The sequence below is a fragment of the Alcaligenes sp. AB3 genome, from assembly GCF_031844565.1.
Lineage (GTDB): Bacteria > Pseudomonadota > Gammaproteobacteria > Burkholderiales > Burkholderiaceae_B > Alcaligenes > Alcaligenes faecalis.
This window is the reverse complement of the sequence record NZ_JAUZVM010000001.1, coordinates 262573-288511: the sequence shown is the minus strand read 5'-3', so window position 1 is coordinate 288511 and position 25939 is coordinate 262573. Positions and strand designations below refer to the sequence as shown.

At 57.2% G+C, this 25939-nt stretch carries 25 protein-coding genes; 9 read left to right on the top strand and 16 right to left on the bottom strand.

What is annotated here, in order from left to right:
- Positions 1–97: 97 nt before the first annotated feature.
- The 7 genes from acpP to Q9R35_RS01320 form a co-directional block, all read right to left on the bottom strand.
- A complete protein-coding gene (gene acpP / locus Q9R35_RS01350; protein ID WP_003800961.1) occupies positions 98–337 on the bottom strand; it encodes an acyl carrier protein in 240 nt (79 codons plus the stop codon).
- Between the two features lie 184 nt (positions 338–521).
- The gene (fabG, locus tag Q9R35_RS01345; protein ID WP_042482415.1) at positions 522–1265 is read right to left on the bottom strand and encodes a 3-oxoacyl-ACP reductase FabG; all 744 of its coding nucleotides are present in this window, start codon (positions 1263–1265) and stop codon (positions 522–524) included.
- Positions 1266–2204 (bottom strand): ACP S-malonyltransferase, encoded by a 939-nt coding sequence (gene fabD / locus Q9R35_RS01340; protein WP_042482418.1) that lies wholly within the window; start codon positions 2202–2204, stop codon positions 1266–1268.
- Between the two features lie 46 nt (positions 2205–2250).
- Entirely contained in the window at positions 2251–3228 is a 978-nt protein-coding gene (locus Q9R35_RS01335; protein WP_042482423.1) for a beta-ketoacyl-ACP synthase III, read from the bottom strand.
- A 25-nt stretch (positions 3229–3253) separates the two neighbouring features.
- Positions 3254–4342 (bottom strand): phosphate acyltransferase PlsX, encoded by a 1089-nt coding sequence (plsX, locus tag Q9R35_RS01330; protein ID WP_042482426.1) that lies wholly within the window; start codon positions 4340–4342, stop codon positions 3254–3256.
- Positions 4343–4383: 41 nt separating this feature from the next.
- Positions 4384–4566, bottom strand: a complete 183-nt coding sequence (rpmF, locus tag Q9R35_RS01325; protein WP_003800968.1) for a 50S ribosomal protein L32 — start codon at positions 4564–4566, stop codon at positions 4384–4386.
- 74 nt (positions 4567–4640) lie between these two features.
- The gene (locus Q9R35_RS01320; protein WP_026483102.1) at positions 4641–5162 is read right to left on the bottom strand and encodes a DUF177 domain-containing protein; all 522 of its coding nucleotides are present in this window, start codon (positions 5160–5162) and stop codon (positions 4641–4643) included.
- Between the two features lie 336 nt (positions 5163–5498).
- On the opposite strand from Q9R35_RS01320, the gene Q9R35_RS01315 reads away from it, so the two are divergent.
- Genes Q9R35_RS01315 through Q9R35_RS01305 form a run of 3 tightly spaced genes read left to right on the top strand, consistent with a single transcriptional unit; the run spans position 5499 to position 7599 of the window.
- A complete protein-coding gene (locus tag Q9R35_RS01315) occupies positions 5499–6053 on the top strand; it encodes a Maf family protein (protein ID WP_311219247.1) in 555 nt (184 codons plus the stop codon).
- Between the two features lie 12 nt (positions 6054–6065).
- A complete protein-coding gene (locus Q9R35_RS01310; protein WP_197314164.1) occupies positions 6066–6788 on the top strand; it encodes an SAM-dependent methyltransferase in 723 nt (240 codons plus the stop codon).
- A 1-nt stretch (position 6789) separates the two neighbouring features.
- Positions 6790–7599, top strand: a complete 810-nt coding sequence (locus Q9R35_RS01305) for an N-acetylmuramoyl-L-alanine amidase (protein ID WP_311219246.1) — start codon at positions 6790–6792, stop codon at positions 7597–7599.
- Positions 7600–7641: 42 nt separating this feature from the next.
- Here the strand turns inward: Q9R35_RS01305 and Q9R35_RS01300 are convergent, their stop codons facing one another.
- Genes Q9R35_RS01300 through Q9R35_RS01285 form a run of 4 tightly spaced genes read right to left on the bottom strand, consistent with a single transcriptional unit; the run spans position 7642 to position 10876 of the window.
- The gene (locus Q9R35_RS01300) at positions 7642–8250 is read right to left on the bottom strand and encodes a protein-methionine-sulfoxide reductase heme-binding subunit MsrQ (RefSeq protein ID WP_311219245.1); all 609 of its coding nucleotides are present in this window, start codon (positions 8248–8250) and stop codon (positions 7642–7644) included.
- A complete protein-coding gene (msrP, locus tag Q9R35_RS01295; RefSeq protein ID WP_311219244.1) occupies positions 8250–9203 on the bottom strand; it encodes a protein-methionine-sulfoxide reductase catalytic subunit MsrP in 954 nt (317 codons plus the stop codon). The genes Q9R35_RS01300 and msrP overlap by 1 nt, the downstream gene beginning before the upstream one ends.
- Before the next feature lie 54 nt (positions 9204–9257).
- Entirely contained in the window at positions 9258–9911 is a 654-nt protein-coding gene (locus tag Q9R35_RS01290) for an HAD family hydrolase (RefSeq protein WP_042482439.1), read from the bottom strand.
- Positions 9912–9913: 2 nt separating this feature from the next.
- Positions 9914–10876, bottom strand: a complete 963-nt coding sequence (locus Q9R35_RS01285) for an RluA family pseudouridine synthase (protein WP_404977933.1) — start codon at positions 10874–10876, stop codon at positions 9914–9916.
- Positions 10877–11363: 487 nt separating this feature from the next.
- Between Q9R35_RS01285 and Q9R35_RS01280 the strand changes: the two genes are divergently transcribed.
- Positions 11364–14663 (top strand): Rne/Rng family ribonuclease, encoded by a 3300-nt coding sequence (locus tag Q9R35_RS01280; protein WP_311219243.1) that lies wholly within the window; start codon positions 11364–11366, stop codon positions 14661–14663.
- 499 nt (positions 14664–15162) lie between these two features.
- Here the strand turns inward: Q9R35_RS01280 and accD are convergent, their stop codons facing one another.
- The 4 genes from accD to Q9R35_RS01260 all read right to left on the bottom strand — a co-directional run bounded on the left by accD (position 15163) and on the right by Q9R35_RS01260 (position 20578).
- Positions 15163–16041, bottom strand: coding sequence for an acetyl-CoA carboxylase, carboxyltransferase subunit beta (gene accD / locus Q9R35_RS01275; protein ID WP_039943198.1), 879 nt, complete (start codon positions 16039–16041; stop codon positions 15163–15165).
- Positions 16042–16158: 117 nt separating this feature from the next.
- Complete coding sequence (gene trpA, locus Q9R35_RS01270) at positions 16159–16992, bottom strand: tryptophan synthase subunit alpha (protein ID WP_045930236.1); 834 nt, start codon at positions 16990–16992, stop codon at positions 16159–16161.
- Positions 16993–17008: 16 nt separating this feature from the next.
- On the bottom strand, positions 17009–18208 hold the full coding sequence (gene trpB, locus Q9R35_RS01265; RefSeq protein WP_009456612.1) for a tryptophan synthase subunit beta: 1200 nt from the start codon (positions 18206–18208) through the stop codon (positions 17009–17011).
- A gap of 75 nt (positions 18209–18283) precedes the next feature.
- Positions 18284–20578, bottom strand: a complete 2295-nt coding sequence (locus tag Q9R35_RS01260) for a bifunctional (p)ppGpp synthetase/guanosine-3',5'-bis(diphosphate) 3'-pyrophosphohydrolase (RefSeq protein WP_311219242.1) — start codon at positions 20576–20578, stop codon at positions 18284–18286.
- Positions 20579–20661: 83 nt separating this feature from the next.
- Here Q9R35_RS01260 and Q9R35_RS01255 point away from each other — a divergent pair, with 83 nt between their 5' ends.
- A complete protein-coding gene (locus tag Q9R35_RS01255; RefSeq protein ID WP_063693038.1) occupies positions 20662–21180 on the top strand; it encodes a flavodoxin family protein in 519 nt (172 codons plus the stop codon).
- Between the two features lie 62 nt (positions 21181–21242).
- Here the strand turns inward: Q9R35_RS01255 and pncB are convergent, their stop codons facing one another.
- Positions 21243–22418 (bottom strand): nicotinate phosphoribosyltransferase, encoded by a 1176-nt coding sequence (pncB, locus tag Q9R35_RS01250; RefSeq protein WP_063693037.1) that lies wholly within the window; start codon positions 22416–22418, stop codon positions 21243–21245.
- Positions 22419–22658: 240 nt separating this feature from the next.
- Between pncB and fdxA the strand changes: the two genes are divergently transcribed.
- The 4 genes from fdxA (at position 22659) to nth (ending at position 25749) form a co-directional block, all read left to right on the top strand.
- Complete coding sequence (gene fdxA, locus Q9R35_RS01245) at positions 22659–22982, top strand: ferredoxin FdxA (RefSeq protein ID WP_026483116.1); 324 nt, start codon at positions 22659–22661, stop codon at positions 22980–22982.
- A 214-nt stretch (positions 22983–23196) separates the two neighbouring features.
- Positions 23197–24420, top strand: a complete 1224-nt coding sequence (locus Q9R35_RS01240; protein WP_063693035.1) for a polyhydroxyalkanoate depolymerase — start codon at positions 23197–23199, stop codon at positions 24418–24420.
- A gap of 52 nt (positions 24421–24472) precedes the next feature.
- Positions 24473–25114 carry an RnfABCDGE type electron transport complex subunit B gene (locus Q9R35_RS01235; protein WP_063693068.1) on the top strand — a complete coding sequence of 214 codons (642 nt, stop codon included), beginning with the start codon at positions 24473–24475 and terminating at the stop codon, positions 25112–25114.
- Positions 25111–25749 (top strand): endonuclease III, encoded by a 639-nt coding sequence (gene nth, locus Q9R35_RS01230; RefSeq protein WP_063693033.1) that lies wholly within the window; start codon positions 25111–25113, stop codon positions 25747–25749. The genes Q9R35_RS01235 and nth overlap by 4 nt, the downstream gene beginning before the upstream one ends.
- Positions 25750–25939 lie beyond the last annotated feature (190 nt).

The window sequence follows — 25939 nt, the reverse complement described above, 5'->3', positions numbered from 1 at the left end:
TGCGTCTTGCAAGCTAAAGCCGCCGGGCACAGGCTACTCTCTGGAAACCGCTCTGGAGCGAGGGCGTGCACAATGCCGCCCACCCTCTTAATTGAACTTACTGCTTGCTGTGAGAATTGATGTAGTCCACAGCTTGCTGGACCGTCGTGATTTTCTCAGCTTCTTCGTCTGGTATTTCGGTTTCGAATTCGTCTTCGAGCGCCATCACGAGCTCGACCATGTCGAGCGAGTCGGCACCGAGGTCGTCGAGAAAAGAAGATTCGTTTTTGATCTCGGCTTCGTTAACGCCAAGTTGTTCAGCGACGATCTTCTTGACGCGCTGTTCGATGCTTTCCATGCAGATTCTCCAAGTTGGGAAAAATTCCCGCAAATTATAGCCAATCCATACTGCTAAGAGGGATAAGCTATGACAAAAAACGGCGTTCTTGTATGAGGCCCAACGTTATTCGTACAACGCCGGCTCAAGCAATAGGCCCCAAATAATCCCGCAATTTTACCTCAGCCGGGCGCGATGCCAAGCCTTACATGTGCATACCACCATTCACATGGATGGTGCTGCCCGTAATATATTGCGCTTGCGACCCGGCCAGGAAGGCTACCGCGTTGGCGATATCTTCAGCAGCACCCAGTCGTCCCAGGGGGATTTGCGACAAAATTGCCGCCGACTGCTCAGGAGTCAAAGAGCGTGTCATGTCCGTATCAATAAAGCCCGGAGCGACACAATTAACTGTAATGTTACGGCTACCGAGCTCGCGCGCCAAGGCGCGGCTCATGCCAGCCACGCCTGCTTTGGCAGCCGCGTAGTTGGCTTGACCGGGGTTGCCGCTCTCGCCCACCACCGAGGTGATGCTGATGATGCGGCCCCAGCGGGCTTTCATCATGGGGCGGATGACGGCACGTGACAGGCGGAACACGGCGCTCAGATTGGTCTGGATAACCGCATCCCAGTCCTCATCTTTCAAGCGCATGGCCAGGTTGTCACGCGTAATACCGGCATTATTGACCAGAATGTGCGGGCCACCGTCTTCTTTGCTCAAGGCAGAGATCAGTGCTTCGCAAGCAGCCGGGTCGTCCACGTTCAATACATGGCCGTAACTGCCGTTCTGATCCAGCACAGCGGAAATCGCCTGTGCACCGGACTCGGAAGTGGCGGTACCAATCACCTTGGCACCACGTGCCATCAATTCTTTGGCAATCGCCTGACCGATACCGCGCGATGCGCCGGTTACCAGGGCGGTCTTGCCGCTTAAATCCAATTCTTGCATTTATGCTCCCTCCAGGGCTTCCAAGGTGGCCTGCAAGGATGCAGGGTCACTGATCGACAAGGCGACCAGATCGCGATCAATACGCTTGATCAGACCTGTCAGCACTTTGCCTGGTCCACACTCGACCACGTGGGTGACACCCTGGGCCTTCATGGCCTGGATGGTCTCCACCCAGCGTACGGGATGCCAGGCCTGACGGACCAGCGCATCTTTAATCTGTTCGGGGTCGGTAGGCGCGGCTACGTCCACGTTATTGATCACGGAAATAGCAGGCGTTTGCACTTGCACCGAAGCCAGAGCCTGGGCCAGCACAGCAGCTGCCGGTTCCAGCAGGCTGGAGTGGAAAGGAGCCGATACAGGCAACACCAAAGCACGCTTGGCACCGGCCTCTTTGGCCAGAGCACATGCACGATCTACCGCTTCCACATTCCCGGCAATCACCACCTGGGCAGGCGCATTGTAGTTAACGGCCTGAACAATCTGCTGCCCTTCAGAGGCACGGGCACATACATCACGTACCTGATCGTCATCCAGACCCAGCACAGCGGCCATGGTACCCACACCCACAGGGACGGCAGCTTGCATGGCGTCGGCACGGATGCGAACCAGCGGAACCGCTTGTTCCAGGCTCAGAGCACCGGCAGCAGTCAGGGCCGAGTACTCACCCAGGCTGTGACCGGCCATCACGGCAGGAGCAGGGCCACCAGCCTGAATCCAGGCCTGGTACATGGCCACGGCGCTAGCCAGCATGACAGGTTGAGTATTGGTAGTCAGGTTCAGAGCCTCGGCAGGCCCGTGCGCCATCAACTGAGCCAGGTCCTGGCCCAGCGACTGGCTGGCTTGTGCAATGGCTTGCTGTACGACAGCAGACTCGCCCCAGGCATCGAGCATGCCCACGGACTGCGAGCCTTGTCCTGGAAAGACAAACGCAATTTTCATGGTAGAAAAACCCAAAGAGATGAGGCGGTAATCCGGATCGCGCTACTTAGCAGCGGACCAGCACCGAGCCCCAGGTAAAGCCGCCACCCACGCCTTGCAACAGCGCCAGATCACCGGCACGGATACGACCATCCCGGCGAGCGGCATTCAGGGCCAAGGGCACACTGGCTGCCGAGGTGTTGGCATGTTGATCAACCGTGATAACCACCTTCTCGGAGGGGATACCCAGCTTACGACCTAGAAAATTGATGATGCGAACGTTGGCCTGGTGCGGGACCAGCCAATTGATATCCGACAGGGAAACGCCAGCCTGTTCGCAGACTTGATTGGCCGAAGCGGCCAGAGAGGTAACAGCCAGCTTGAACACAGCCTGACCGTCCATGCGCAGGAAGGGATCGCCCACGACCTGGCCGTGCGAGACATTGCCTGCCGCACACAAAATACCCATTTGGCTGCCATCCGCATTGAGCTGGGCGGCCAAAATACCGGGCTCATCACTGGCTTGCAGAACCACAGCGCCCGCACCGTCGCCAAACAGGACGCAGGTAGAGCGGTCGTTCCAGTCCAGGATGCTGGAGAACACTTCGGCGCCGATAACCAGCGCATTGCGCGCACGGCCTGCCTTGATCATGGCGTCGGCGGTTGTCAGTGCATAGACAAAGCCGCTGCACACCGCTTGTACGTCGTACGCGGCCGCGCCCTTGTTGCCCAATTCGGCTTGCACCAGGCACGCCGTGCTGGGGAAAACGTAATCGGGAGTGGAAGTAGCCACCACAATCAGGTCCAGATCCTGGGCAGCAACGCCCGCATCTTCCAGCGCCTGACGCGCGGCTTGTGTTGCCAAATGACTGGTACGAACACCGGGATCGGCAAGATGGCGCTGATGAATACCGGTACGCTCGACAATCCACTGATCGGAGGTTTCGATACCCTTTTGAGCCAGCTCAAGCGCTAGATCATCGTTAGACACAATCCGAGGAGGCAGGTAGCCGCCTGTACCGATAATCTTGGCAAATATCGTCATTTTATGTTCCCGATCAAGCCCGTTCTTATGAGGACGAGGGCTCTGAAGTATGGCGTGTATCTGGTTCGCCGCTTTGCTCTTCATGCAAGTTCACACTTTGCATGATGCGTTCGACTGCCTGGCTGGTACCGCTGAGCAGACCATTGAGCACCGCACCGCGGGCCCGTTGCAAAGCATAACCGAAAGCGTAGGCATCGGCAGAACCATGACTCTTGATAACAATACCGCGTAAACCCAAAAGGGCCGCACCGTTATGACGGCGATTATCCACCCTGTCGCGGAAACGATTCAAGACAGGACGAGCCAGCAAAGCGGAGACTTTGCTTAAAGGGTCACGGGTAAATTCGTCGCGCAGCATACTGCCGACCATCTTGGCCAGCCCTTCAATGGACTTGAGGACTACATTGCCCACGAAACCGTCACACACGACCACGTTGACGGTACCTTTGCAGATATCGTCGCCTTCTACGTTGCCGTAAAAATTCAGTCCGCTGGAGCGCAACAGTTCAGCCGCCTTTTTGACGACCTCGTTGCCTTTGATGACCTCTTCCCCAATATTGAGCAAGCCCACGGTGGGACGCTCATGGCGATCCACGATACTGGCCAGAGCAGATCCCATAATGGCGAACTGCAACAGGTGTTCTGCGGAACAATCCACATTGGCACCCAGGTCCAGCATGATTGTGGCCCCGCCCTTTTGGTTCGGGATGGACGTGGCAATGGCTGGGCGATCAATCCCATCCAGAGTTTTGAGTATGTAGCGCGAAATTGCCATCCATGCGCCGGTATTGCCCGCAGAAATGCAGGCATCAGCTATCCCGTCCTTGACGGACTGGGCAGCCACTCGCATGGAGGAGTCTTTTTTGCGGCGCAGGGCCACCTCGACCGAATCGGCCATGGTGACAACTTCGGATGCGGGAAGAATGTCGTACCAGGAGGTATCGACATTACCTTGCGCACGCAATGTTTGCTCGATGGCCTGAGGCTCGCCAACCAATAAGCAGTGCACATCCGGATAGCGCTTGGCAAAAAGCAGCGCTGCAGGGACAGTGACGGATAAACCGATATCGCCGCCCATGCAATCGATGGCAATACGTATTTTTTTGTTAGACATCAAGCATGCAACCTATGTTGCTTGCAACGACAAAGAGACTATTACTCGTCGTTCTTTGTTTTCAGCACTTTACGGCCACGGTAGATGCCGTTAGGGCTGATGTGGTGACGCAGGTGCAGCTCGCCAGTCGTAGGCTCGATAGCCGTCGAAGGACCAGTAAGCGCGTCGTGCGAACGACGCATGTTACGCCGGGACGGGCTCTTTTTATTCTGCTGAACAGCCATGATGACTCCTGTAGATGGACAACCCCGAATAAATGGGTGCAGCCCGAAAAAATTAACGAATTAGTAACAAACAATCAAGACTTCTTGAGCGAACCCAGCACCGCAAACGGGGACGGCCGCTCAAAGGCGGATTCATCCAGGTCGTCTGACTTGGCTTCCATGGACAGCGACTGAGCGTCGGGGCAAACCTCATGGCGCGGCACATAAGGCACGCTGAGAATCAGTTCATCCTCGACCAGTCCCAGGACATCCAGCTGGCCTTCACACAAGATGCGATCAGGACCTTCCGTATCGTCATCATCCAGCTCCAGTTCTTCCTCGGTTGCCACAATCTGTACTTCGTTGGAAATATCGATGGGCCACTCAAAAGGCTTCACACAGCGCTGGCATTCCAAAATGACGCTACCTTTGGCCTGAACATGCACAAAACGACGCCGGGCAGAATCTTCCCGACCCGAAACACTCCAGTCAATGCGCAAATCGCCTTGATCGGGCAAATCGGATACCAGACGAGACAGATCTTCCACCAGCACCTGACCCGACATTTCCTGAGGGGCACGGGCTAGATTCAAGGTGTCGATATACTGTGTCGTCATAAGTATGCTTAGGGCATCAAACCACGGTCTTGCCAGGGATCTGGGTACCGCTTGTTTGTTTTGCTTTATTTGTCGCTTGTTTGCTGTTTACTTGTTTCACTGCCTTGGTATCGCTTGGGTTGCTCTACCATTTTTTCTTGTACCGCTTTTTTCCTGCCCCTCGGTATTGAAGCATGTAAAACACAGCCGGCAAACCGCCAAGCTAGCCCACAACCATTTCAATAACGAAGAAAACATTAGATAATACCGTGCTAAGCACAAGGCAGTCAAACCAAAGCACAGCTAAAACACACCATGCGTCTCATCCTTGCATCAAGCTCAGTCTATCGCCGCGCTATGTTAGCGCGTTTGGGCTTGCCTTTCACCTGTCAGTCGCCTGACATTGACGAAACCCCACATCCCGGAGAGGCTCCGGCCGAGCTCAGCCTGCGTCTGGCGCGTGAAAAAGCCGCCCGTATCAGCCAGTTGAACCCAGGCGCACTCGTGATTGGCTCCGATCAGGTCGCCACGTCTGGCAAAGACGCCATTGGCAAGCCTGGCGACCATGCCGGCGCACAGAAACAACTGCGTCGCCTGAGCGGTCAAAGCATCGACTTTCACAGCGCTTTATGCGTGACAAATGGCCAGAAATTTCTGAGCAGCGATATTGTTACCAATTGTCGTTTTCGTGCATTGAGCGATGAGGAAATCGAGCACTATTTGCTGCAGGAAAAGCCTTATGACACCGCCGGCAGCGCCAAGGCCGAAAGCCTGGGCATTGCCTTGATGGAGTCCATGCGCTCGGACGATCCCACCGCCATTATCGGCCTGCCCCTGATCGAGTTGTGCACCATGCTGCGGCGCTTTGGCTTGAACCCCTTGCGCCCCAACCTTCTTACCCCTTCCGTTTAGGACCGATACGCCATGCCCCAAGCCGCCCCCTTGCATCTGATCCCTGTAGGCTTAAGCGAGAGCCCGATCAGCGGCTGGCTGCCCGCCGACGTCAAAGCGTTGACGCGTGAACTGACCATCTTTATTGCCGAGAACGCCAAAACCGCCCGGGCTTTCCTGAAACTGGTTGAGCCGGTGGTGCCTCTGCAAGAAATCACCATTCATACCTTGGACAAGCGCGGCAACAAACCTGGTGAAATGCGTGAGTGGTTGAAAGCCGCCCTGCAAGGCCAGGCGATTGGCCTGGTGTCGGAAGCAGGCTGCCCCGCCGTGGCCGACCCCGGCGCCTTGGTGGTCGCCATGGCCCACGAGATGAAAATCCCCGTGCGCCCGCACGTTGGCCCTTCCTCCATTTTGCTCAGCCTGATGGCCAGCGGCCTGGACGGACAGCAATTTGTATTTCACGGTTATGCGCCCGTCGATGGCGGCGCACGCGCCAAGCAGCTCAAGCAATGGGAAAGCCAGTCCCAGGCCCTGAAACAAACTCAGATCCTGATCGAAACGCCGTATCGCAACCAGGCCATGTACAGCGCCCTGCTGCAGTCCCTGAAGCCCACAACGCGCTTGTGTCTGGCTCGTGACCTGACCGGCTCGCGTGAGCTGATCCAGACCGCCACGGTAGAACAATGGCGCGAACGCCAAGCACCTGCCCTGGACAAAACCCCCTGCATTTTCCTGTTTCTGGCTGGCCGTTAAGATGAAACTCCTGTCCTGCTTTACCCCCGCCTTGAAACGCGGCTTTCAGATTGGCGTGCTCAGCCTGACGGCCTTATTGGCGGCCTGTGGCAGTAGCGGCCCCTTCAAGCTTGATGACAGCTATAACGCGCAGGGCCAAAACAGCCGAGTCCGCTATCTGGTCATGCACTACACCGCAGGCGACCATGCCACCTCTCTGAAGGTGCTAACGCAGCGTGATGTCAGCGCCCATTACCTGGTCAGCGACGAGCGTCGCCCCACGGTCTACCGCCTGGTTCCAGAAGAGCGCCGCGCCTGGCACGCCGGCCTGGGTTCCTGGTACGGTTTCACAGACCTGAACACCGGCTCCATTGGCATCGAAATCGTAAACATGGGCCGCTTGGCAAATGGCCGCTGGGCCCCGTACACATCCGGGCAGATTGAAGCAATCAAAGCGCTGCTGAAAGACCTAGCTCAGCGCCATGGCGTGTCTCCACGCAATATTATTGGCCACAGCGACGTTGCCCCACAGCGCAAGCTGGACCCCGGCCCCCATTTCCCCTGGAAGGAACTGGCTCAAGCGGGCATAGGCCGCTGGTACAAGGAATCACAGGCTCGCGCGCTGCAAGCGCAATACGCCACCCGTCCCCTGCCCTCTGCCGCTCAAACCCAGGCTCTGTTGCGAAAAGCAGGCTACGAGACTCCGGACAGCGGGACTTTCGACAAGGCGACACAAAATGTGATCGCCGCCTTCCAGATGCACTACCGCCCCGCCCGCTATGACGGCATTCTGGATGCCGAAACAGCCGCCATCCTGCAAACTCTGGACTGATAAAAAAACAGGTAATGGGCGAATGCTCATTACCTGATTTTCCTAGTGCGCTGTCTTGTTCAGCGCAGGCCAGCGGCGCAAAACCAACAAGCCGGCCAACACCAAACCATACACATAGACCTCCACCACATCATTTTTACCAATACGAATCAGGTAAAAATGCAAGATGGATAGCACTGCCGCCAGATAGACGGTTTGGTGCAAGCGACTCCAGCCACGGCCCAAACGTTTCTGCCAGCCATTCGTGGAGGTCAAGGTAAGCACCAATAAAATCAGCACGGCCACTACCCCGATCGTAATCAGGGGGCGCTGCACCACGTCCTGCCACATGGACAGCCAATCACCCGAGCGATCCCACCAGGCCCAGGCCAGCGTGTGCAAGGCGGCATAAAAGAAACTGAACAAACCCAACATACGCCGCCAGCGCACCAACGCGGGCTGAGCCAGCAGACGCCGCACAGGACTCAAGGCAAGCGTCAGCAATAACAGTACCAAGGCCCAAACCCCGCTGGAGCGCGTCAGGAACTCGGCTGGATTCGCGCTCAGACCATTGTTGAAACCCAGCCACACCCAGCGCCCCAAAGGAAACAAGCCCAGCAAAAACACCAGGGGCTTGAGCCTGTCTACGTGCGCAGCCTTCCAGGTACTCATTAGTAATTACGCCTTAAATCCATATCGGCATACAAGCCAGCCACATCTTCCGCATAGCCGTTAAAAGGCAAGGTCGGTTTTTTGGTGGCGAAAAACCCCGACCCGATGACACGCTCAGTCGCCTGACTCCATCGGGGATGAGGTACTTCAGGGTTCACATTCGCGTAAAAGCCATATTCATGGGGGGCCACTTTCATCCAGCTGGACTCGGGCATGGTGTCCGTCAAGGTGATGCGCACCAAAGACTTGGCCGACTTGAAACCATACTTCCACGGCACGATCAGCCGCACGGGCGCGCCATTCTGAACAGGCAGGCTTTTCCCGTACAGGCCGGTAGCCAGCAAGGTCAAAGGGTGCATGGCCTCATCCAGTCGCAGCGCCTCGACATACGGCCAGTTCAAAATACGAGAGCGCAGGCCCGGCATGGTTTCCGGATCTGCCGCCGTTTCAAATCGAACAAAGCGCGCCGAGCCCTGAGGCTCGGCCTGTTTCAACAAGGCAGACAAGGAATACCCCACCCAAGGCACCACCATGGACCAGGCTTCCACACAACGCAGACGGTAAATCCGCTCTTCCAAGGGGGCCAGCTTCAATATCTGGTCCATATCCAGGGTCAAGGGCTTGTGCACCAGACCGTCGATCTGCAAGGCCCAAGGTTCAGTCTTGAATTGCCCCGAATGACGGGCAGGATCTTCCTTGCCCGTGCCAAATTCGTAGAAATTATTGTAGGAAGTGATGTCGGACTCGCTGGTGGGCGTATCGTCCAGCTTCCAGCGCTGGGAAGGCGTGAATGGCAAGGCCTGCCCCACCGGGACCGCTTGCGCCGGGCCAGGCAAGCTGGCCGCCAAAGCCAAAGCCCCCGGAGCCTGTAAGAGCAGACGACGGCGAGCCCGCCAGACCGACTCATCGGTAATTTCAGAGGGACGTATGGGCTGCGAGCGTGATTTGAACATCTCCATCTCCTGAACCTGTCTGGCAAGATGGCCGTCACACCCGCTTGCCGCTTATTAAATACGTGCCAATACCCAATCGCGCATTTGCGCCACATTATCAACCATGACCGTGGGCTCTGCCTTGGCCAGGGTTTGAGGATCATGCGCACCGTACGTGACAGCGACACTATCCATGCCCGCGTTGGCCGCCATATGAATATCGTGCACGGTATCGCCCACCATCAAGACCTGCTCGGGCTCCAGCATCAACTCAGCCAGCAATTGATGCAGCATTTCCGGGTCCGGCTTGCTGCGGGTTTCATCCGCGCAACGGGTGGCATCAAAAAAAGTGCTGAGATTGACTTGCTGCAGCACCCTATCCAAACCTTGACGACTTTTTCCCGTTGCCACTCCTAAGGCAATCTGGCGGCCACGAAGTTCACCCATGAAAGGCAAAATTCCATCAAACAGCTTGATATGCGGGTCACGCTGCATAAAGTGATAACGATAACGCTCCAGAAACAGCGGCATCTGCTCGGCGGTCAGATCCGGCACCGCGCGATACAAGGCACTTTCCAGCGACAAACCGATCACCCAGCTGGCTTGCTGAATCGAAGGCACAGGCAATTCCAGATCCGCACTAGCCAACTGAATGGAACTGGCAATCGAGTACGTCGAATCCATCACTGTGCCGTCCCAATCAAACAGAACGGCGGCATAACGCGTCATAACTACTTCTCCAAACGCTCAAGAAGGGTCTGACAGGCCACCGGCAAGGCGGCCTCCAGAACCAGGGGCTGTCCAGTGACAGGGTGATTGAACTCCAGGCGCCCCGAATGCAGGAACATGCGCTTGAAGCCCTGGCGGGCAAACTGATCACGAATGGCATCGTCGCCATACTTGTCGTCGCCCACAATCGGAAAGCCCGAATGGGCCAAATGAACCCGAATCTGGTGGGTGCGGCCGGTTTTCAGCTCTGCCTGCACCAAGGTAAAGCGACCAAAGCGACGCTGCATGGTGATGATGGTATGCGCAGGCTTGCCAGCCGGGTCAACCTTGACACGTCGCTCGCCGCTTTCGGTCAGCCAGCGCAGCAAGGGAAAACGGATGTGCTGACGGTCGTTTACCCAATCGCCCTGCACCAGCGCCCAGTAAAACTTGCGGGCACGGATTTCACGGAACATATCGTGCAAGCCGACCAAAGCCGCACGACGTTTGGCAATAATCAGCAAACCGGAGGTATCACGATCCAGACGGTGGGCCAGTTCCAGAAAGGATTCCTGAGGCCGCGCGGCGCGCAACTGTTCGATGACACCAAAGGACACGCCACTGCCGCCGTGCACAGCAACACCTGCGGGCTTGTCGATCACCATCATGTGTTCGTCCTCGAACACTACCGGGAAAACGGCAGCGGGGACGGGACGGGCTTGCTCGGGCTCAGGCAGACGCAGAGGCGGAATCCGCACCATATCACCATCTTGCAAACGATAGTCGCTGCTGATGCGGCCCTTGTTCACGCGCACCTGACCGCCGCGGATCGCTTTGTAAATGTGGCTTTTTGGCACCCCTTTACATTCGCGTAACAAAAAATTATCTATACGCTGACCCGCCCGCGTTTCATCAATGCGCAGTATTCGCACTTGAGGGGCTGATCTTTGTGATTCATGAGGTTTGCACATAACAAAAAGGGGCATATAATCGCTTCAGCCTATGGAAGCTGAGACTGGGTCCAGCGTAGAGATGCAAAGGGTGCGTCTCCGTTGGATGACCAAGGACTGATAATTGTATCCTTGAGTTCCAGCTTCCGGGTCATAAGGTCGCCGGGGTGAGTCCGAAATAGCGAAAGTCGTGTGGCAAGAAGGCCCGCTTTCCAAGAGATGTTTTCCTCCCGCGTGCGGCGCTGAATTCCTGCACAGATTGTCCCGCTCTTTTGCACCAGCCGCATGATTTATGCGACTGCCGTTCCCCAGCAATTTTATATTCGTCAAACACACATCGTGACTCTGACCCCCCTGCTGATTGAACTTCGCGCTTTGGCGCGATTCGTGCCTCCCAGACTATAAGCCGGTAGGCCGATTTTGCCTGCCTGCTCCAAACTGATGCAGCTATAGCGCTACACACCTGTGACCCGCGGTCGTGCGCCGATATTTCGGTGCTCCATGACAACGGAGATCCACACTCATGAAACGCATGTTGTTCAATGCGACGCATCAAGAAGAACTACGCGTCGCCATTGTCGACGGTCAAAAACTGATTGACCTCGACATCGAAACAGCCGGGCGCGAACAGCGCAAAGGCAATATCTACAAAGGGGTCATCACCCGCATCGAACCCGGCCTGGAAGCCTGCTTCGTCAGCTACGGTGAAGAGCGTCACGGCTTTCTGCCTTTCAAGGAAGTGGCTCGCAGCTACTTCAAGGAAGGGGTTGATGTACGCAGCGCCCGCATCCAGGATGCCCTGGTTGAAGGCCAGGAACTGATTATCCAAGTTGAAAAAGAAGAGCGTGGCAACAAGGGCGCCGCCCTGACCACCTTCATTTCCCTGGCAGGCCGCTATCTGGTCCTGATGCCCAACAACCCCCGTGGGGGTGGCGTTTCGCGCCGCGTTGAAGGCGAAGACCGCCAGGAACTGCGCGAAGCCATGGACCAGTTGGACATTCCGCAGGGCATGAGCATCATCGCTCGCACAGCAGGTATCGGCCGCAGCGTCGAAGAACTGCAGTGGGACCTGAACTACCTGATGCAGCTGTGGACCGCCATTGATGGCGCGGCCCGCGACAATGCTGCCCCTATCCTGATTTATCTGGAATCCAGCCTGGTCATCCGGGCCATCCGCGATTACTTCTCGCCCGATATTGGCGAGATCCTGATCGACACGGACGAAATTCACGAGCAGGCCGCCGCTTTCATGAGCGTGGTCATGCCCGACAATCTGCATCGCGTGAAGATGTACCGCGATGACATCCCCCTGTTCTCGCGCTTTCAGATCGAACACCAGATCGAAACCGCCTATTCGCGTACCGTGCAATTGCCGTCGGGCGGTGCCGTCGTTATCGACCACACCGAGGCTCTGGTTGCCATTGACGTGAACTCGGCCCGCTCCACGCGTGGTGCCGACATTGAAGAAACCGCCCTGCGCACCAACCAGGAAGCCGCCGACGAAGTGGCGCGCCAGTTGCGTTTGCGTGACCTGGGTGGCCTGATTGTTATCGACTTCATCGATATGGAAGACAGCAAGAACCAGCGTGCTGTCGAACAACGCCTGCGTGATGCCCTACACCTGGACCGCGCCCGCGTCCAGATGGGCAAGATCTCGCGCTTTGGTCTGATGGAACTGTCCCGTCAGCGCCTGCGCCCTGCCCTGAACGAAGGCTCCCACATCACTTGCCCACGATGCACCGGCACTGGCGTCATTCGCGATGCCGAATCCAGCGCCCTGCACGTGCTGCGTCTGCTGCAAGAAGAAGCCATGAAAGAAGGCACAGCCGCCCTGCACGCTCAGGTGCCGGTGGATGTGGCTACCTTCTTGCTGAACGAAAAACGCGCTGACATCACCAAGATCGAATCGCGCCTGAACATTGCCCTGATCCTGATTCCCAACAAGAATCTGGAAACCCCACACCACATCATCGAGCGCCTGCGCCACGACGACCCCCGTCTGGACGAACTGCGCAGCAGCTACGAGCTGGTTCAGCAGCCTGAGCAGCAAGATAGCCTGGTGCCGCACCGCAGCCACGAAATCAAGCCTCGTCCAGAAGCCCTGGTCAAGAGCACGACACCAGCCCAGCCTGCTCCCATGAGCAAGCCCGCTGCCGCCGCAGCCGCCAGCGCCGCTGCCAGCGACAACAAGCCCAGCCTGCTCAAGCGTTTGCTGAACTGGTTGTCCGGCGCACCGGCCGAGCCCGTTGCCGAAACCACCAAAACCGAAAGCAGCAAATCCTCCTCCGGTCGCCGCCAGGGCCGCCCAGGCCAATCCAACGGTGGCCGTGGTCAAGGTGGACGGGGCCGTCGCCAGTCCAATCGCCCGGAAGCCGCCCAGGAAGAGAAAGCCAGCACGGAAAGCACCGGCGGTAATACGCGCGGTCGCCGCCGCAGCGCCTCGGCCGGTAACGAATCTGCTCTGGAAACCGCACAAAGCTCCAGCGCCAATGCAACGCCCGCCACGGCCGACGAAGGCAGCAGCAACAGCCGCAATCCACGCAACCGTCGTGGCCGTGGCCGTCAACGCCGTGAAGAAGGCAGCGCAGAAAATGTCGAGCTGAACAAAGACGTCAATAGCACAGAAGCTCAGCCAGAACAGGCTGCTGCCGCTGTTGCCGGCGTCGCCGCAGCCGCTGCCGTAGCCGCCACCAAGCAAGAAGCGCAAAACCGCGCCGAACAGCTGGCTGAGGCCGACAGCACTGATACCAGCGACAACTCGGATGCCGAAACCGACGAAAACAGCGAGAACGGCGCTCTGGATCCCGAACGCAAACGTCGCCGTCGTCGTAGCCGTCGTGGTCGTCGCAACACGGACGCCAACGCCGTAGCCGAGAACGAAGAGACCAACGAAGAAGGCAATACCAACGCCTACGTTGCTCACGAAACACCTAGCTTCAACCCCGCTGCCCTGGATGCCCAGGAACAAGCCGCTGCCCAAACCGCAGCAGCCGAGCCTGAACAGCCCAAAGCAGCCGTAGAGGCACCAGTAGCCCAAGAGGCCACTCCTGTCGCCGTAGAGGTCGCTCAGGAAGCTCCAGCCGCTACCGAAGCTGCCCAACAAGCTGAAGAAGTCGCTACGGCCCCAGCAGCTGCCGTTGAAACCGCTCCAGCCCAGGAAGAAGTAGCCGCTCCAGCCGTTCAGGCCGAAGCTGCTCCAGAAGCTCCTGCCGCAGAAGAAACCGTTGCTCCTGTACAAACAGAAGCCGCTGCCGAACCTGCAAAAGCAGAAGTCGTTGAAGCGCAAGCCGAAGCCGTAGAAACAGCCGCAGCCCCTGCAGAAGCCCAAGCTGTGACAGAAGCCCCAGCCGTTAAAGCTGCTCCAGTGGAAACTGCTGCTGCCCAGGAAGAAGCTGCTCCAGCCGCCGAAGTTGCTCCAGAAACTCCAGCAGCCGAAGAAGCCGTTGCTCCTGCACAAGCAGAAGCCGCTGCCGAACCGGTCAAAGCAGAAGCCGTAGAAACAGTTGCTACTCCTGCAGAAACTCAGCCCGCAGCTGAAGCCCCTGCCGTTGAAGCCGCTCCAGTACAAACCGCAGTTGTAGAGACTCGCGTAGAGACTCAAACCGCTACTGCACAAGCTCCTGCTGCCGAACAAGCACAGAAGCCAGCTGCCGCTCCTTTGGAAGCTGTGCTGAACGCCGCCGGCATCGAACTGGTAGAAACCGCTCGCTCGGCAACACAGGACGACTACCAGCCTGCACCAGTGCGCCTGGGTCGCCCACGCAAGCAACGTGCTGCAGAAACCGAAAACAGCGAACCGCTGCAACAGGTCGAAACGCAGTAAACAGCTAGACTAAAAACGCCGCCCCAAAGGGCGGCGTTTTTTTGCCTCTCGTATCCGTAAAGAGCAGCCATCTGAGCTCCTTCTCCGTCTCCTTCTCCTTGAGCCCTCTGCGATATTCCTTTTTTCTTGGTGTGGGGAGTACGGCCCTGGGGCGAGTCAGGGACTTGGCCGCGGGCTATTGAACAATCCAGGGTGCAAGCCCAGTGCTGTTTGAGCCAGGCGCTTGTACTTGGTCCGGGGTACCAAGTACCTGGCGAGTTCACTGGGCGCCTGGATTGTTCAATAGCCAAGGGTACCCGTGCGCAGCACGGGCCAGGGCCCCGCCCCAGGGCCGTACTCCCCACACCAAGAAAACCAAGCCAATCTCGCCCTGAAGCTTCCACTCAAAAGCCAACGCCTCAATACCAAAAACCTCTTTGCAAAAAACAAAAACACAGCAGGCAATAAAAAAACGCCACCTAAACCCAGGTGGCGTTCTTCTTTAGCGAATCCTTGGCAATCAAGGATGACGCGACACAGCCTCAGCGGGTTGACGAGTCAACAAAGCCAGCAACTCCGCCAGTTCACGCTGCAACTCGCGACGATCCACCACCATATCGATCGCCCCCTTCTCCAGCAAGAACTCAGCACGCTGGAAACCCTCAGGCAGCTTCTCGCGCACAGTCTGCTCAATCACACGAGGACCGGCAAAACCAATCAAGGCATTAGGCTCGGCAATCACCACATCCCCCATAAAAGCGAAACTGGCCGACACACCGCCCATGGTTGGATCAGTCAGAATACTGATAAACGGCAAACCCGCCTCGGACAACTCCGCCAAAATAGCCGTGGTCTTGGCCATCTGCATCAGAGAGAACAAGCTCTCCTGCATACGCGCACCACCCGAAGCCGCCACACAAATAAAAGGACTGCGGTTGGCAATAGCCGCCTGCACACCACGTGTGAAACGCTCGCCCACCACCGAACCCATGGAACCACCCATGTATTCGAATTCAAAGCAGGCAACCACAGCAGGCACAGACAAAATCGTGCCACTCATGACCACCATGGCTTCAGTTTCACCCGTTTGCTTGGTCGCCTCGGAAACACGTTCGGTGTACTTGCGCGAATCGCGGAACTTCAAGGGGTCCATAGGACGGGTGTTGGAACCAATCTCGGTCTGGCCTTCGGGGTCCAGCAAGGATTTGATCCGGGCACGAGCACCAATACGCATGTGATGGCTGCACTTGGGGCAGACATTCAAGGTTGCCTGGAGATCTTCCTTGTAGAGCACAGACTCACACGACGGACATTTCACCCACAGCCCTTCGGGAACGCGACGGCTGCTTTCGGGGTTACGGTTGATTCGCGGCGGGAGTATTTTCTCGATCCAGCTCATTGTTAGATCCTGTTTTCGCCTGGCCGGCACCCGGCCCACCAAGCTCTTTATTCTGAAAAAAAGCGCCTGTTCATCAAGAACAGGCAGATGATTCTATACGCGGAATAGGTATTTAGGCTAATTATCCAGCGCCTGACGTATCTGCGCGAGCCATTGGCTGGCTGCTGCAACCGCAGCTGCATCGATATCCTTTTGCTCCTTGCCAGCGTTCTCCTGCACAGCCTGTTCCATGGTCTGGATAAGCTTGGAGCCGATGACAACTGCATCCGCACTACGGGAAATGGCTTTGGCGCTTTGCGCGTCACGAATCCCGAAACCCACACCGACCGGAATTTTGACGTGCTGGCGAATACGCTGCAAGTGGTGTTCCACATCAGCCACATCAATCTGGGCCGAACCGGTCACACCTTTCAGGGACACATAATACACATAGCCCTGCGCCAAAGCGGCGACCTTGGCAATACGCTCGTCCGTGGACGTGGGCGAGAGCAGGAAGATGGTATCCACTCCCTGCTCGGTCAGCAAACGGGTGAAATCCTCGGACTCCTCAGGTGGGTAATCCACCGTCAGCACGCCGTCCACACCCGCCTTGCCAGCCATCACGGCAAATTCGGCCTGACCGATACGTTCAATAGGATTGGCGTAACCCATCAGGACAACCGGCGTTTCCTCGTCGATCAGGCGAAACTGCTGCACAATCTCCAGCACTTTACGCAAGCCGACACCACGGCTGATGGCACGTTCAGCCGCTTGCTGAATTACCGGACCATCGGCCGTAGGATCAGAAAACGGCACACCCAATTCAATGACATCTGCCCCGGCCTGACGCAAGGCATGCATCAAGGCCACGGTAGCGGGCACCGAAGGGTCACCGGCCGTAATATAAGGCACCAGGGCGCAGCGCCCGTTCAAACCTTCAAACGTCTTTTTCAGACGCACATTACTCGACATATCAGTTCCCGATTGCTTACAGAGTCAAGCCGCCGTACTCGGCGACCGTATGCATGTCCTTGTCGCCACGACCGGACAAGCTGACCAGGATAATTTTATCCTTGGGCAACGTCGGGGCAATGCGAGCCGCATGGGCCAGCGCGTGCGAGGACTCCAGCGCAGGCATGATGCCTTCAATGCGGCAGCAATCGTGAAACGCTTTCAGGGCGTCTTCATCGGTGCAGGTAGCATATTGAGCGCGGCCACAATCCTTCAGCCAGGCGTGCTCGGGTCCAACGCCCGGGTAATCCAGACCGGCCGACACCGAATGCGTAGGCATGACGTTGCCGTCATCGTCCTGCAGCACATAGGTACGGTTACCGTGCAGCACACCCACCATGCCCTTGTTCAGGGAAGCCGAGTGCTCCAGCGTGTCCAGACCGCGTCCAGCCGCTTCCACACCAATCAGCTCTACATCCTTGTGCTCGATGTATGGGTAAAAAATACCCATGGCATTGGAGCCACCGCCCACCGACGCCAAGACGTAATCAGGCTGACGACCAGCGTCCTGAGGCATTTGCTCCACGCACTCATCACCGATCACGCATTGGAAATCGCGCACCATCATCGGGTAAGGATGAGGGCCAGCCACCGTACCAATAATGTAGAAGGTATTGCTGATATTGGTGACCCAGTCACGCATGGCTTCGTTCAGCGCGTCTTTCAGGGTACGCGAACCAGACTCCACAGGAACGACCGTCGCACCCAGCAACTTCATGCGGTACACATTGGAAGCCTGACGGCGCACGTCTTCGCTACCCATGTAGACCACACACTCCAGACCATAGCGGGCGGCGACCGTAGCCGTTGCTACGCCGTGCTGGCCTGCGCCGGTTTCAGCAATGATGCGTGGCTTGCCCATGCGGCGAGCCAGCAAAATCTGACCGATACAGTTGTTGATCTTGTGTGCGCCAGTGTGATTGAGATCTTCGCGCTTGAACCAGATCTGAGCTCCACCTAGTTGCTCCGACCATCGACGGGCATGGTACACGGGGCTGGGACGACCGACAAAATGCTTGAGTTCGTAGTGAAACTCACGCAGAAATTCAGGATCGTTCCGATACTGTTCGTAGGCTGCTTTCAACTCGTCCAGGGCGTGGACCAGCGTTTCAGCGACAAACGAACCACCAAACTGACCAAAATGTCCATCCGGGTCGGGCAAGGTATAGGTTTTCAAAGCTCGCTCTCTTGATTGACAAGAACAATCGCGGGCACAGCGCCCGCGAGGTTTAGGTTTACCGATTTTAGCAGTTCAGGACGAGTAGCGGCGGGCGCTAACGCCCGATAACTCGTTCAAGGCCGCTAAAGCCTTTTGAATTTGCTCGCCATCGCGCACTTCAATGGTAAATATCATGCGCGTCAGCGAGCGGCGACTCAAGGTGTTGATACCCGTTACGTTCAAACGCAGGCGGGCAAACACTTCCGAAAGATCACGCAAGAGGCTGGGATGCTCCTGCGCCTCAATGGCCAGATCCACGGGATACTGAGTATCCCCCGTATCGCCCCAATCGACGCTAATAGCCCTTTCAGGTTGTCGATCAGCCAGCTCCTGGTAGGACTTGCAGTCAGCACGGTGTATGGACACCCCCCGACCACGAGTCACAAAACCGGCAATCAGATCAGGGGGTGCGGGACGACAGCAGCGGGCCAGCTGTGTCATGAGCGAATCCACACCCACCACCAGCACGCCGCTTTTCCCGGTCTTGGAAACACTTTCCCGGGCTGCATCAAACACGCGCTGTACGGGTTCCTCTTCCTGCACGTCCTCGCGGAACAGGGCATCGACCTGGCGCAGGCTGAACTCATCCTTGGCCACGGCGACGTACAAATCATCCGCCTTGGCAAAGCCCAGCTGTTGCGCCATCTGCTCCAGGTTCACGGCCGTGCGGCCCAAGCGTTGCAGCTCTTTTTCGACCATGCTCTGGCCCTGGGAGATGCGCTGCTGCAATTCAATCGCGTTGAACCAGGCACGTACCTTGGAGCGCGAGCGTGGGCTGGCCAGAAAGCCCAGTTGCACGTTCAGCCAGTCACGCGACGGGCCGCCGGACTTGGCCGCCACAATCTCTACCGTCTGGCCGGTCGACAAGCGCGTGGACAAAGGCACCATCTGCCCATCAACCCGCGCACCACGGCAACGGTGGCCCAGATCGGTATGCAGGTAGTAAGCAAAGTCTACGGGCGTCGCCCCCACAGGCAGTTCAATAACCCGGGCCTGCGGCGTCAGCACATAAATATGCTCGTCTTCCTGAGCCTTCAAAGGGCGAGCAACAGACGGCTTTTTGCTGACAACAGCCTCCGCTACCGCTTGCGAGGCGCTATCCTTGCTGCTGTCTGCTTGCGGGCCGGAGTCAGTCGCATTCGAGGTGGACGCCTCCCTGTCCCAGGCCAGCAACTGACGCATCCAGGCAATCTTTCTATCGTCCTCACCATCGGCTGTCTGCTGTCCACCTTGAGCACCGGCTTCCTTGTAGCGCCAGTGGGCCGCCATCCCGTACTCCGCAAACTGATGCATATCCCGCGTACGGATCTGGATTTCAAAGCAACGCCCCTGCGCATCCGCAATGACAGTATGCAGGGAGCGGTAGCCATTGGGCTTGGGGCGGGAGATATAGTCGTCAAACTCCTCGGGCACAGGTGTCCACAACGAATGCACCACAGCCAGCGTGTGATAGCAACTGCGCTCGTCATCCACAATGACGCGCAAAGCCCGCAGATCAAACAGCTGCTCGAAGTCCAGATGCTTGTTACGCATCTTGTTCCAGATACTGAAGATATGCTTGGGCCGACCCGAGACCTCGGCCACGATATGTTCGCGCTTCAAGGCCGCCAGCAACTGGTCACGCACCTGGCTGATCAGGGTTTCGCGCTCCACGCGCTTGTCTTCCAGCTGACTGGCAATATTCTTGTAAACGTCCGGGTTCAGAAAGCGAAAGGCCAGATCTTCCATTTCCCACTTGATCTGCCAAATCCCCAGACGGTTGGCCAAGGGCGTATACAGCTCCAGCGTTTCCCGCGCGAATGCTACCGGGCACACGGTCTTGGACTGCCGATACCAGCGCAAGGATTGCAAGCGCGAGGCCAGGCGCATCAACACAATGCGCAAGTCAGCGGCCATCGCCAGCAGCATTTTGCGCTTCATTTCTTTTTGATCGCCCCCGCCCGTCTGCTCCTTGGCCTGACCGGTCAGCGAGCCCAGCCGATACAAGGCCCGCGAGCCACGCACCAGCGTCATGACTTCGGCACCAAAGGCTTTCTGAACCGGGTCCTGCTTGACCTCCGGCCCAGGAGCGGGAGTGACGGCCAGCAAGGCGCTGGCACGGGTTTGAGCGTCCACGCCCAAACCAGCCAAGATAAGCGCTACCTGAGCGCAATGGCTGTCCAAGGGTTCGCCGGTACTTCCGGCCAGATCCAGCAAAATAGGCCCCGCCCAGTCGGCAGCCGCCTGCAATAGCGTACGCCCTGCTTCATCCAGTCCATGGCTGGCTTGCGCGAACCATTGAGGATTGAAGGCCGACTCGGCCATAGGGGGAGAAGCGGTGTGATTCATGTGAATTACGTTGATGTGGCCACTCAGCGCTGAAGTGGCTCTCTATACTGTAGACGCTAGTCTATCACCGCGAGTAAGAGCTTATGAGTCTGAACACATGCCGCCAGCTTCTGTTGATTTGGCACTCCCGTACCGGCGCGGCCCGTCAACTGGCCGAACAGGCCGAGGAAGGAGCGCTGCACGTGCTCAAGGAACTGGGCGAGACAGAGCAGGTCTGTATCAAACGCTTGCATTGTGACCAGGTGAATGCACAGGATTTGCGCGACTCCCACGCCTATTTATTCTGCGCACCCGAGAATCTGGCCAGCCTGAGCGGGGCCATGAAAGAGTGCCTGGACCGGAACTACTACGAAGTACTGGATCAGTTGAATGGGCGTCCCTATTCCGCCTTGATCAGCGCGGGCAGCGATGGGCAAGGTGCACAACGGCAACTGGAGCGGATTTGTACCGGCTGGCGGCTGGAGCTGGCCGCCCCCACCCGTATCTTCAACTTCCACGCCCAGACGCCAGAAAGCATTCTGGCCCCCAAGACCTTGAATGAAGAACAAATTGCCCAGGCTCGGGAAGCCGGTGGGCATCTGGCGGCACTGCTGTGTCTATGAAAAAGCCCTTTGCGTGTGCAAAGGGCTTTGAAACAACATTAACGCCTCAAGACGCCCAAGGCTTACGCTGGGGGTAACTGAAAAACCTGCCGCAAGTAAGCCAGATACGCCGGATCATCACACATGGTTTTTTCAGGCGCATCCGAGACTTTCGCCACGGGCTGGCCATTGCAACGCACCATCTTCATGACAATCTGCAAGGGCTCATGGCCCAGGTCGTTGGTCAGGTTGGTGCCAATCCCGAAAGACACCTTGCAGCGGCCTGCAAAACGCAAGGCCAATTCAATGGCTTTGGGAATGGTCAAGCCATCAGAGAACACCAAGGTCTTGGTACGCGGATCGGTACGGTTGGCCTGATAGTGCGCCAGCAAGCGCTCGCCCCAGATGAAGGGATCGCCCGAGTCGTGACGGGCACCGTCAAACAGCTTGCAGAAGTACATGTCAAAGTCACGCAAAAAAGCGTCCATGCCATAGACATCCGACAAGGCAATGCCCAAATCACCGCGATACTCTTTGGCCCACACTTCCAGAGCAAAAATCTGCGAATCACGCAAACGGGGGCCCAAGGCCTGACAAGCCTGCAAGTATTCGTGTCCCATGGTGCCCAGGGGCGTCACCCCATACTTCATGGCCAGCCAGACGTTGCTGGTGCCCGCAAAGTGCGGCTTCATCTGCTCGATCATGGTGGTGACCACTTCTTCGTGCCACTGCTTGGAAAAGCGGCGGCGCGTGCCATAATCCGCCACGCGAAAGTCACTCAGGGCCGGATCATCGACCACCAGACGCATTTTGGACTGCAGACGCTCGCGCCCTTCTGCCCATGGTGGTTGTGGACATTCGTTGCGAAAGTAAACCTCGTTCACAATGGCCAGCACCGGAATCTCGAACAGAATCGTGTGCAGCCAGGGGCCCTGAACCGAAATTTCGATCTCGCCAGGCACATCCCCGGCCTGCACCTGAATGCAGCGCTCGGGCAAATGGAACAGCCCCAGAAAATCGACAAAGTCGCTTTTGATAAAGCGCAGGCTGCGAAGATAATCCAGCTCGGCGTCTGAAAAACGCAACTGGCACAGCGCATGAATTTCCGCCCGGATCTCGTCCAGGTACTGACTCAAATTAATATGGGGAGTACGGCATTTATAGCGGTACTCCACATGCGCAGCCGGGAAATGATGCAAAACAACCTGCATCATGGAAAACTTGTACAGGTCCGTATCAAGTAAAGAGGTAATGATCATCACAAACCTACCGATTTTGATTGCGCAACCATAGCACGGGCGCCAGTTCTTGCGTACAGCTATCTAGCAGGTGAGCTATTGCGCCATCTCAATAAGCAAGAAGCTGAATATTCGTTAAAATCGAAAGATTCGATTTAAATCCCATTTTTATCGTTCAGGCCCTGTGCGTTGTCGCGCACCCCATCCACGGCCATTTGCCGTGACTGACCGCCTTAGCGATACCGCAGGAGTGTTACTGAAATGACCCACGTCGTCACCGAAAACTGTATCAAGTGCAAATTCACCGATTGTGTGGATGTGTGCCCCGTCGACTGTTTTCGTGAAGGCCCGAACTTTCTGGTGATTGACCCGGACGAGTGCATTGACTGCGCTGTCTGTATTCCCGAATGCCCGGCCAATGCCATTTTTGCTGAAGAGGATGTACCGCAGGATCAAGTTCACTTCATCGAACTGAATGCTGAACTGACCCCTGTCTTTGGCAGCATCAACCGCTCCAAAAAACCGCTGGAAGATGCGGACGACTGGAATGGTGTGGAGAACAAACTACAGTATCTGGAGCGCTAAGCCCTTAGCTCGCTCTATACAGGCTCGCCCCGGTGGCTGCGTTTGTATCCAGCCACCCTTGCGCCCAATCTCGCCTTTTGATAAAAAAACTTGCCGCACCGCAGCAAGGGAAAATCCCAAGACCAGAGGAACGGTAAACGTCGTATTGTTTCCCACAAGGAAATAAGCATATACATTCCTCTGTATCAAATTAGGCAACACCAAGGCGCACACTATGCTTTACGATCTGCACGAACTTCAGCGGTCCTTTCTGGCCCCGCTCGCTGCCTTTACCGGCACCAGCTCCCAATGGTTCTCCAACCCCTACAGTCCACTGGCCTATACGCCCCTGTCGCGCCAACTGGCGGCCGCCTCTGAACTGGTACACCGCATCGGCAAGGATTACGAAAAACCGGCCTGGGGGCTGAATGAAACCCAGATTGACGGCCAAACCGTCGCCGTGCGCGAGGTCGAACGTCTAAGCAAGCCCTTCTGCAGGCTGATCCACTTCGAGCGCGATCACCCCAAAGCTGATCAGGACCCCACGATTTTGCTGGTTGCCCCCCTGTCCGGCCACCACGCCACCTTGCTGCGTGAAACCGTACGTGCGCTGCTGCCCGATCACTCGGTCTATGTCACTGACTGGATTGATGCCCGCATGGTGCCCCGCTCGGCCGGCCCGTTCCATCTGGACGATTACGTCCTGTATGTGCAGGAGTTCATCCAGACACTGGGCCCGAATGTGCACGTGATGTCGGTTTGTCAGCCCACGGTGCCGGTATTGGCTGCCGTATCGCTGATGGCAAGCCGTCGCTCGGCCGTGATGCCACGCAGCATGATCATGATGGGTGGCCCCATCGACACCCGTCAGTCACCTACCGAGGTGAACCGTCTGGCCACCACCAAGTCCTATTCCTGGTTTGAGAACAATCTGATTCATCGCGTGCCAACCAAATACCCCGGTGCCCACCGTCGTGTGTACCCCGGCTTTTTGCAGCACGCTGGTTTTGTAGCCATGAATCCGGATCGTCACGTCAGCTCGCACTACGACTTTTATCAGCACCTGATCAAGGGTGATGATGACGACGCCCAAGCACATCGCCGTTTTTACGACGAATACAATGCCGTGCTGGACATGCCTGCCGAGTTCTATCTGGACACCATCCGCATCGTGTTCCAGGAACACCGCTTGCCCAAAGGACAATGGCACGTGCATGGCGAACAAGTCCGCCCCCAGGATATTGATGGCGTGGCCCTGTTTACCATTGAAGGCGAACTGGACGATATTTCCGGCCAGGGTCAGACCCATTCGGCGCAAGGGCTATGCTCGAAAATCGCGCCTGAACTCAAGCAGCAATTCACTGCGCCCAACTGTGGCCATTACGGGATTTTCTCCGGAAGCCGCTGGCGCACGCTGATCTGTCCTAAAATCAGGGACTTCATCCGTCAGCACAACTGATATTTGGCTTATGCCGTTTCTGACGGGGCCAGATGGCCCCGTTTTTGCATTCATGTCCGACACCTTAATACGGCGCATTGACGCCCTGCTCCCTCAAACCCAGTGCACCCGCTGTGGTTACGATGCCTGTCTGCCCTACGCCCAAGCCATTGCGCTTGAAGGCGAGGCGATCAACCGCTGCCCGCCCGGCGGTCAGGAAGGCGTACAGGCCCTGGCCGAACTGCTGGGTCGTGAGGCCCTGCCCCTGGACCCGTCCTGTGGGGAATTTACCGGCCCCAGCCGGGCGGTGATTATTGAAGAACACTGTATTGGCTGCACGCTCTGTATTCAGGCCTGTCCGGTGGACGCCATTATTGGCGCCAACAAGCTGATGCATACCGTGCTGGCCGACCGCTGCACAGGCTGTGAGCTCTGTGTGCCGCCCTGTCCGGTGGATTGCATCAGCATGGTACCTACCGACGAATGGAGCAGCGAGCAGGCCATGCAGGCGCGCCTGGACACGGAACAACGCCGCGACCGCCTGCTGGCCCGCCACAAGGAAAGCTCGGACCTGGCTGCCCGTACACTGGCTAACAAACCCGTCCTGGCCAACTCGGCCGATCAGGCCGATAAACGCGAGGCGTCCATTGCCTCTGCCCTGGCCCGCGCCCGTGCGCGACGCGCCAGCAAGACCGCAAGCGAAACCACGTCATGAACGCTGCCAAGCGCCACGAGATTTTCAGCCGTTTTCAGGCCGCCAACCCAAAGCCCACCACCGAACTGGAATATGCCGACACCTTTCAACTGCTGATTGCCGTGATCCTGTCGGCCCAGGCCACAGACCGTTCCGTGAACCTGGCCACCGCCCGTTTCTTCCCGGAACATGGCACGCCGGAAGGGATTCTGGCCATGGGTGAGGAGGGTCTGCGAGAAGCCATCAAGACCATAGGTCTGTACAAGACCAAAGCGGCCAACGTCATCAAGACCTGTCGGATTTTGCTGGAACAGCATCAAGGCCAGGTCCCCTGTGACCGCGCAGCACTGGAGGCCCTTCCAGGCGTAGGACGCAAAACCGCCAATGTCGTTTTGAACACCGCTTTTGGTCTGCCCACCATTGCGGTGGATACCCATATCTTCCGCGTTGCAAACCGTACCGGCATTGCCCCAGGCAAAAACGTGGTTGAAGTGGAAAAGAAGCTGGAAAAAGTGATACCCAAGCCCTTTTTACTGGATGCCCACCACTGGCTGATTTTGCATGGTCGCTACATTTGTGTGGCCCGCAAGCCCAAGTGTCCCCAGTGTGGCATCTCGGATTTGTGCGACTTCAAACCGAAAACTGTTAACACTTAAGTAACACATACCCGGTTTAACAACATTTGTTTACCAAACAGTGCATTAAACCGGACCATCCTATGACAAACCCGCATAGTTTTGCTTCGTCGGCGCTTCCATACTGAAACGCATGAAGGACTCTGCCTATAGTTTGCTGGCGATGGAATCACCGCGGTAAGAGGCAAAGGACGCGTAACGGGTTCCTGCG

Excerpts from the sequence above, each read along its gene's own strand:
- acpP (WP_003800961.1), bottom strand. The coding sequence starts at position 337 with ATGGAAAGCATCGAACAGCGCGTCAAGAAGATCGTCGCTGAACAACTT.
- fabG (WP_042482415.1), bottom strand. The coding sequence starts at position 1,265 with ATGCAAGAATTGGATTTAAGCGGCAAGACCGCCCTGGTAACCGGCGCA.
- fabD (WP_042482418.1), bottom strand. The coding sequence starts at position 2,204 with ATGAAAATTGCGTTTGTCTTTCCAGGACAAGGCTCGCAGTCCGTGGGC.
- Q9R35_RS01335 (WP_042482423.1), bottom strand. The coding sequence starts at position 3,228 with ATGACGATATTTGCCAAGATTATCGGTACAGGCGGCTACCTGCCTCCT.
- plsX (WP_042482426.1), bottom strand. The coding sequence starts at position 4,342 with ATGTCTAACAAAAAAATACGTATTGCCATCGATTGCATGGGCGGCGAT.
- rpmF (WP_003800968.1), bottom strand. The coding sequence starts at position 4,566 with ATGGCTGTTCAGCAGAATAAAAAGAGCCCGTCCCGGCGTAACATGCGT.
- Q9R35_RS01320 (WP_026483102.1), bottom strand. The coding sequence starts at position 5,162 with ATGACGACACAGTATATCGACACCTTGAATCTAGCCCGTGCCCCTCAG.
- Q9R35_RS01315 (WP_311219247.1), top strand. The coding sequence starts at position 5,499 with ATGTTAGCGCGTTTGGGCTTGCCTTTCACCTGTCAGTCGCCTGACATT.
- Q9R35_RS01310 (WP_197314164.1), top strand. The coding sequence starts at position 6,066 with ATGCCCCAAGCCGCCCCCTTGCATCTGATCCCTGTAGGCTTAAGCGAG.
- Q9R35_RS01305 (WP_311219246.1), top strand. The coding sequence starts at position 6,790 with ATGAAACTCCTGTCCTGCTTTACCCCCGCCTTGAAACGCGGCTTTCAG.
- Q9R35_RS01300 (WP_311219245.1), bottom strand. The coding sequence starts at position 8,250 with ATGAGTACCTGGAAGGCTGCGCACGTAGACAGGCTCAAGCCCCTGGTG.
- msrP (WP_311219244.1), bottom strand. The coding sequence starts at position 9,203 with ATGTTCAAATCACGCTCGCAGCCCATACGTCCCTCTGAAATTACCGAT.
- Q9R35_RS01290 (WP_042482439.1), bottom strand. The coding sequence starts at position 9,911 with ATGACGCGTTATGCCGCCGTTCTGTTTGATTGGGACGGCACAGTGATG.
- Q9R35_RS01285 (WP_404977933.1), bottom strand. The coding sequence starts at position 10,876 with ATGCCCCTTTTTGTTATGTGCAAACCTCATGAATCACAAAGATCAGCC.
- Q9R35_RS01280 (WP_311219243.1), top strand. The coding sequence starts at position 11,364 with ATGAAACGCATGTTGTTCAATGCGACGCATCAAGAAGAACTACGCGTC.
- accD (WP_039943198.1), bottom strand. The coding sequence starts at position 16,041 with ATGAGCTGGATCGAGAAAATACTCCCGCCGCGAATCAACCGTAACCCC.
- trpA (WP_045930236.1), bottom strand. The coding sequence starts at position 16,992 with ATGTCGAGTAATGTGCGTCTGAAAAAGACGTTTGAAGGTTTGAACGGG.
- Q9R35_RS01260 (WP_311219242.1), bottom strand. The coding sequence starts at position 20,578 with ATGAATCACACCGCTTCTCCCCCTATGGCCGAGTCGGCCTTCAATCCT.
- Q9R35_RS01255 (WP_063693038.1), top strand. The coding sequence starts at position 20,662 with ATGAGTCTGAACACATGCCGCCAGCTTCTGTTGATTTGGCACTCCCGT.
- pncB (WP_063693037.1), bottom strand. The coding sequence starts at position 22,418 with ATGATCATTACCTCTTTACTTGATACGGACCTGTACAAGTTTTCCATG.
- fdxA (WP_026483116.1), top strand. The coding sequence starts at position 22,659 with ATGACCCACGTCGTCACCGAAAACTGTATCAAGTGCAAATTCACCGAT.
- Q9R35_RS01240 (WP_063693035.1), top strand. The coding sequence starts at position 23,197 with ATGCTTTACGATCTGCACGAACTTCAGCGGTCCTTTCTGGCCCCGCTC.
- Q9R35_RS01235 (WP_063693068.1), top strand. The coding sequence starts at position 24,473 with ATGTCCGACACCTTAATACGGCGCATTGACGCCCTGCTCCCTCAAACC.
- nth (WP_063693033.1), top strand. The coding sequence starts at position 25,111 with ATGAACGCTGCCAAGCGCCACGAGATTTTCAGCCGTTTTCAGGCCGCC.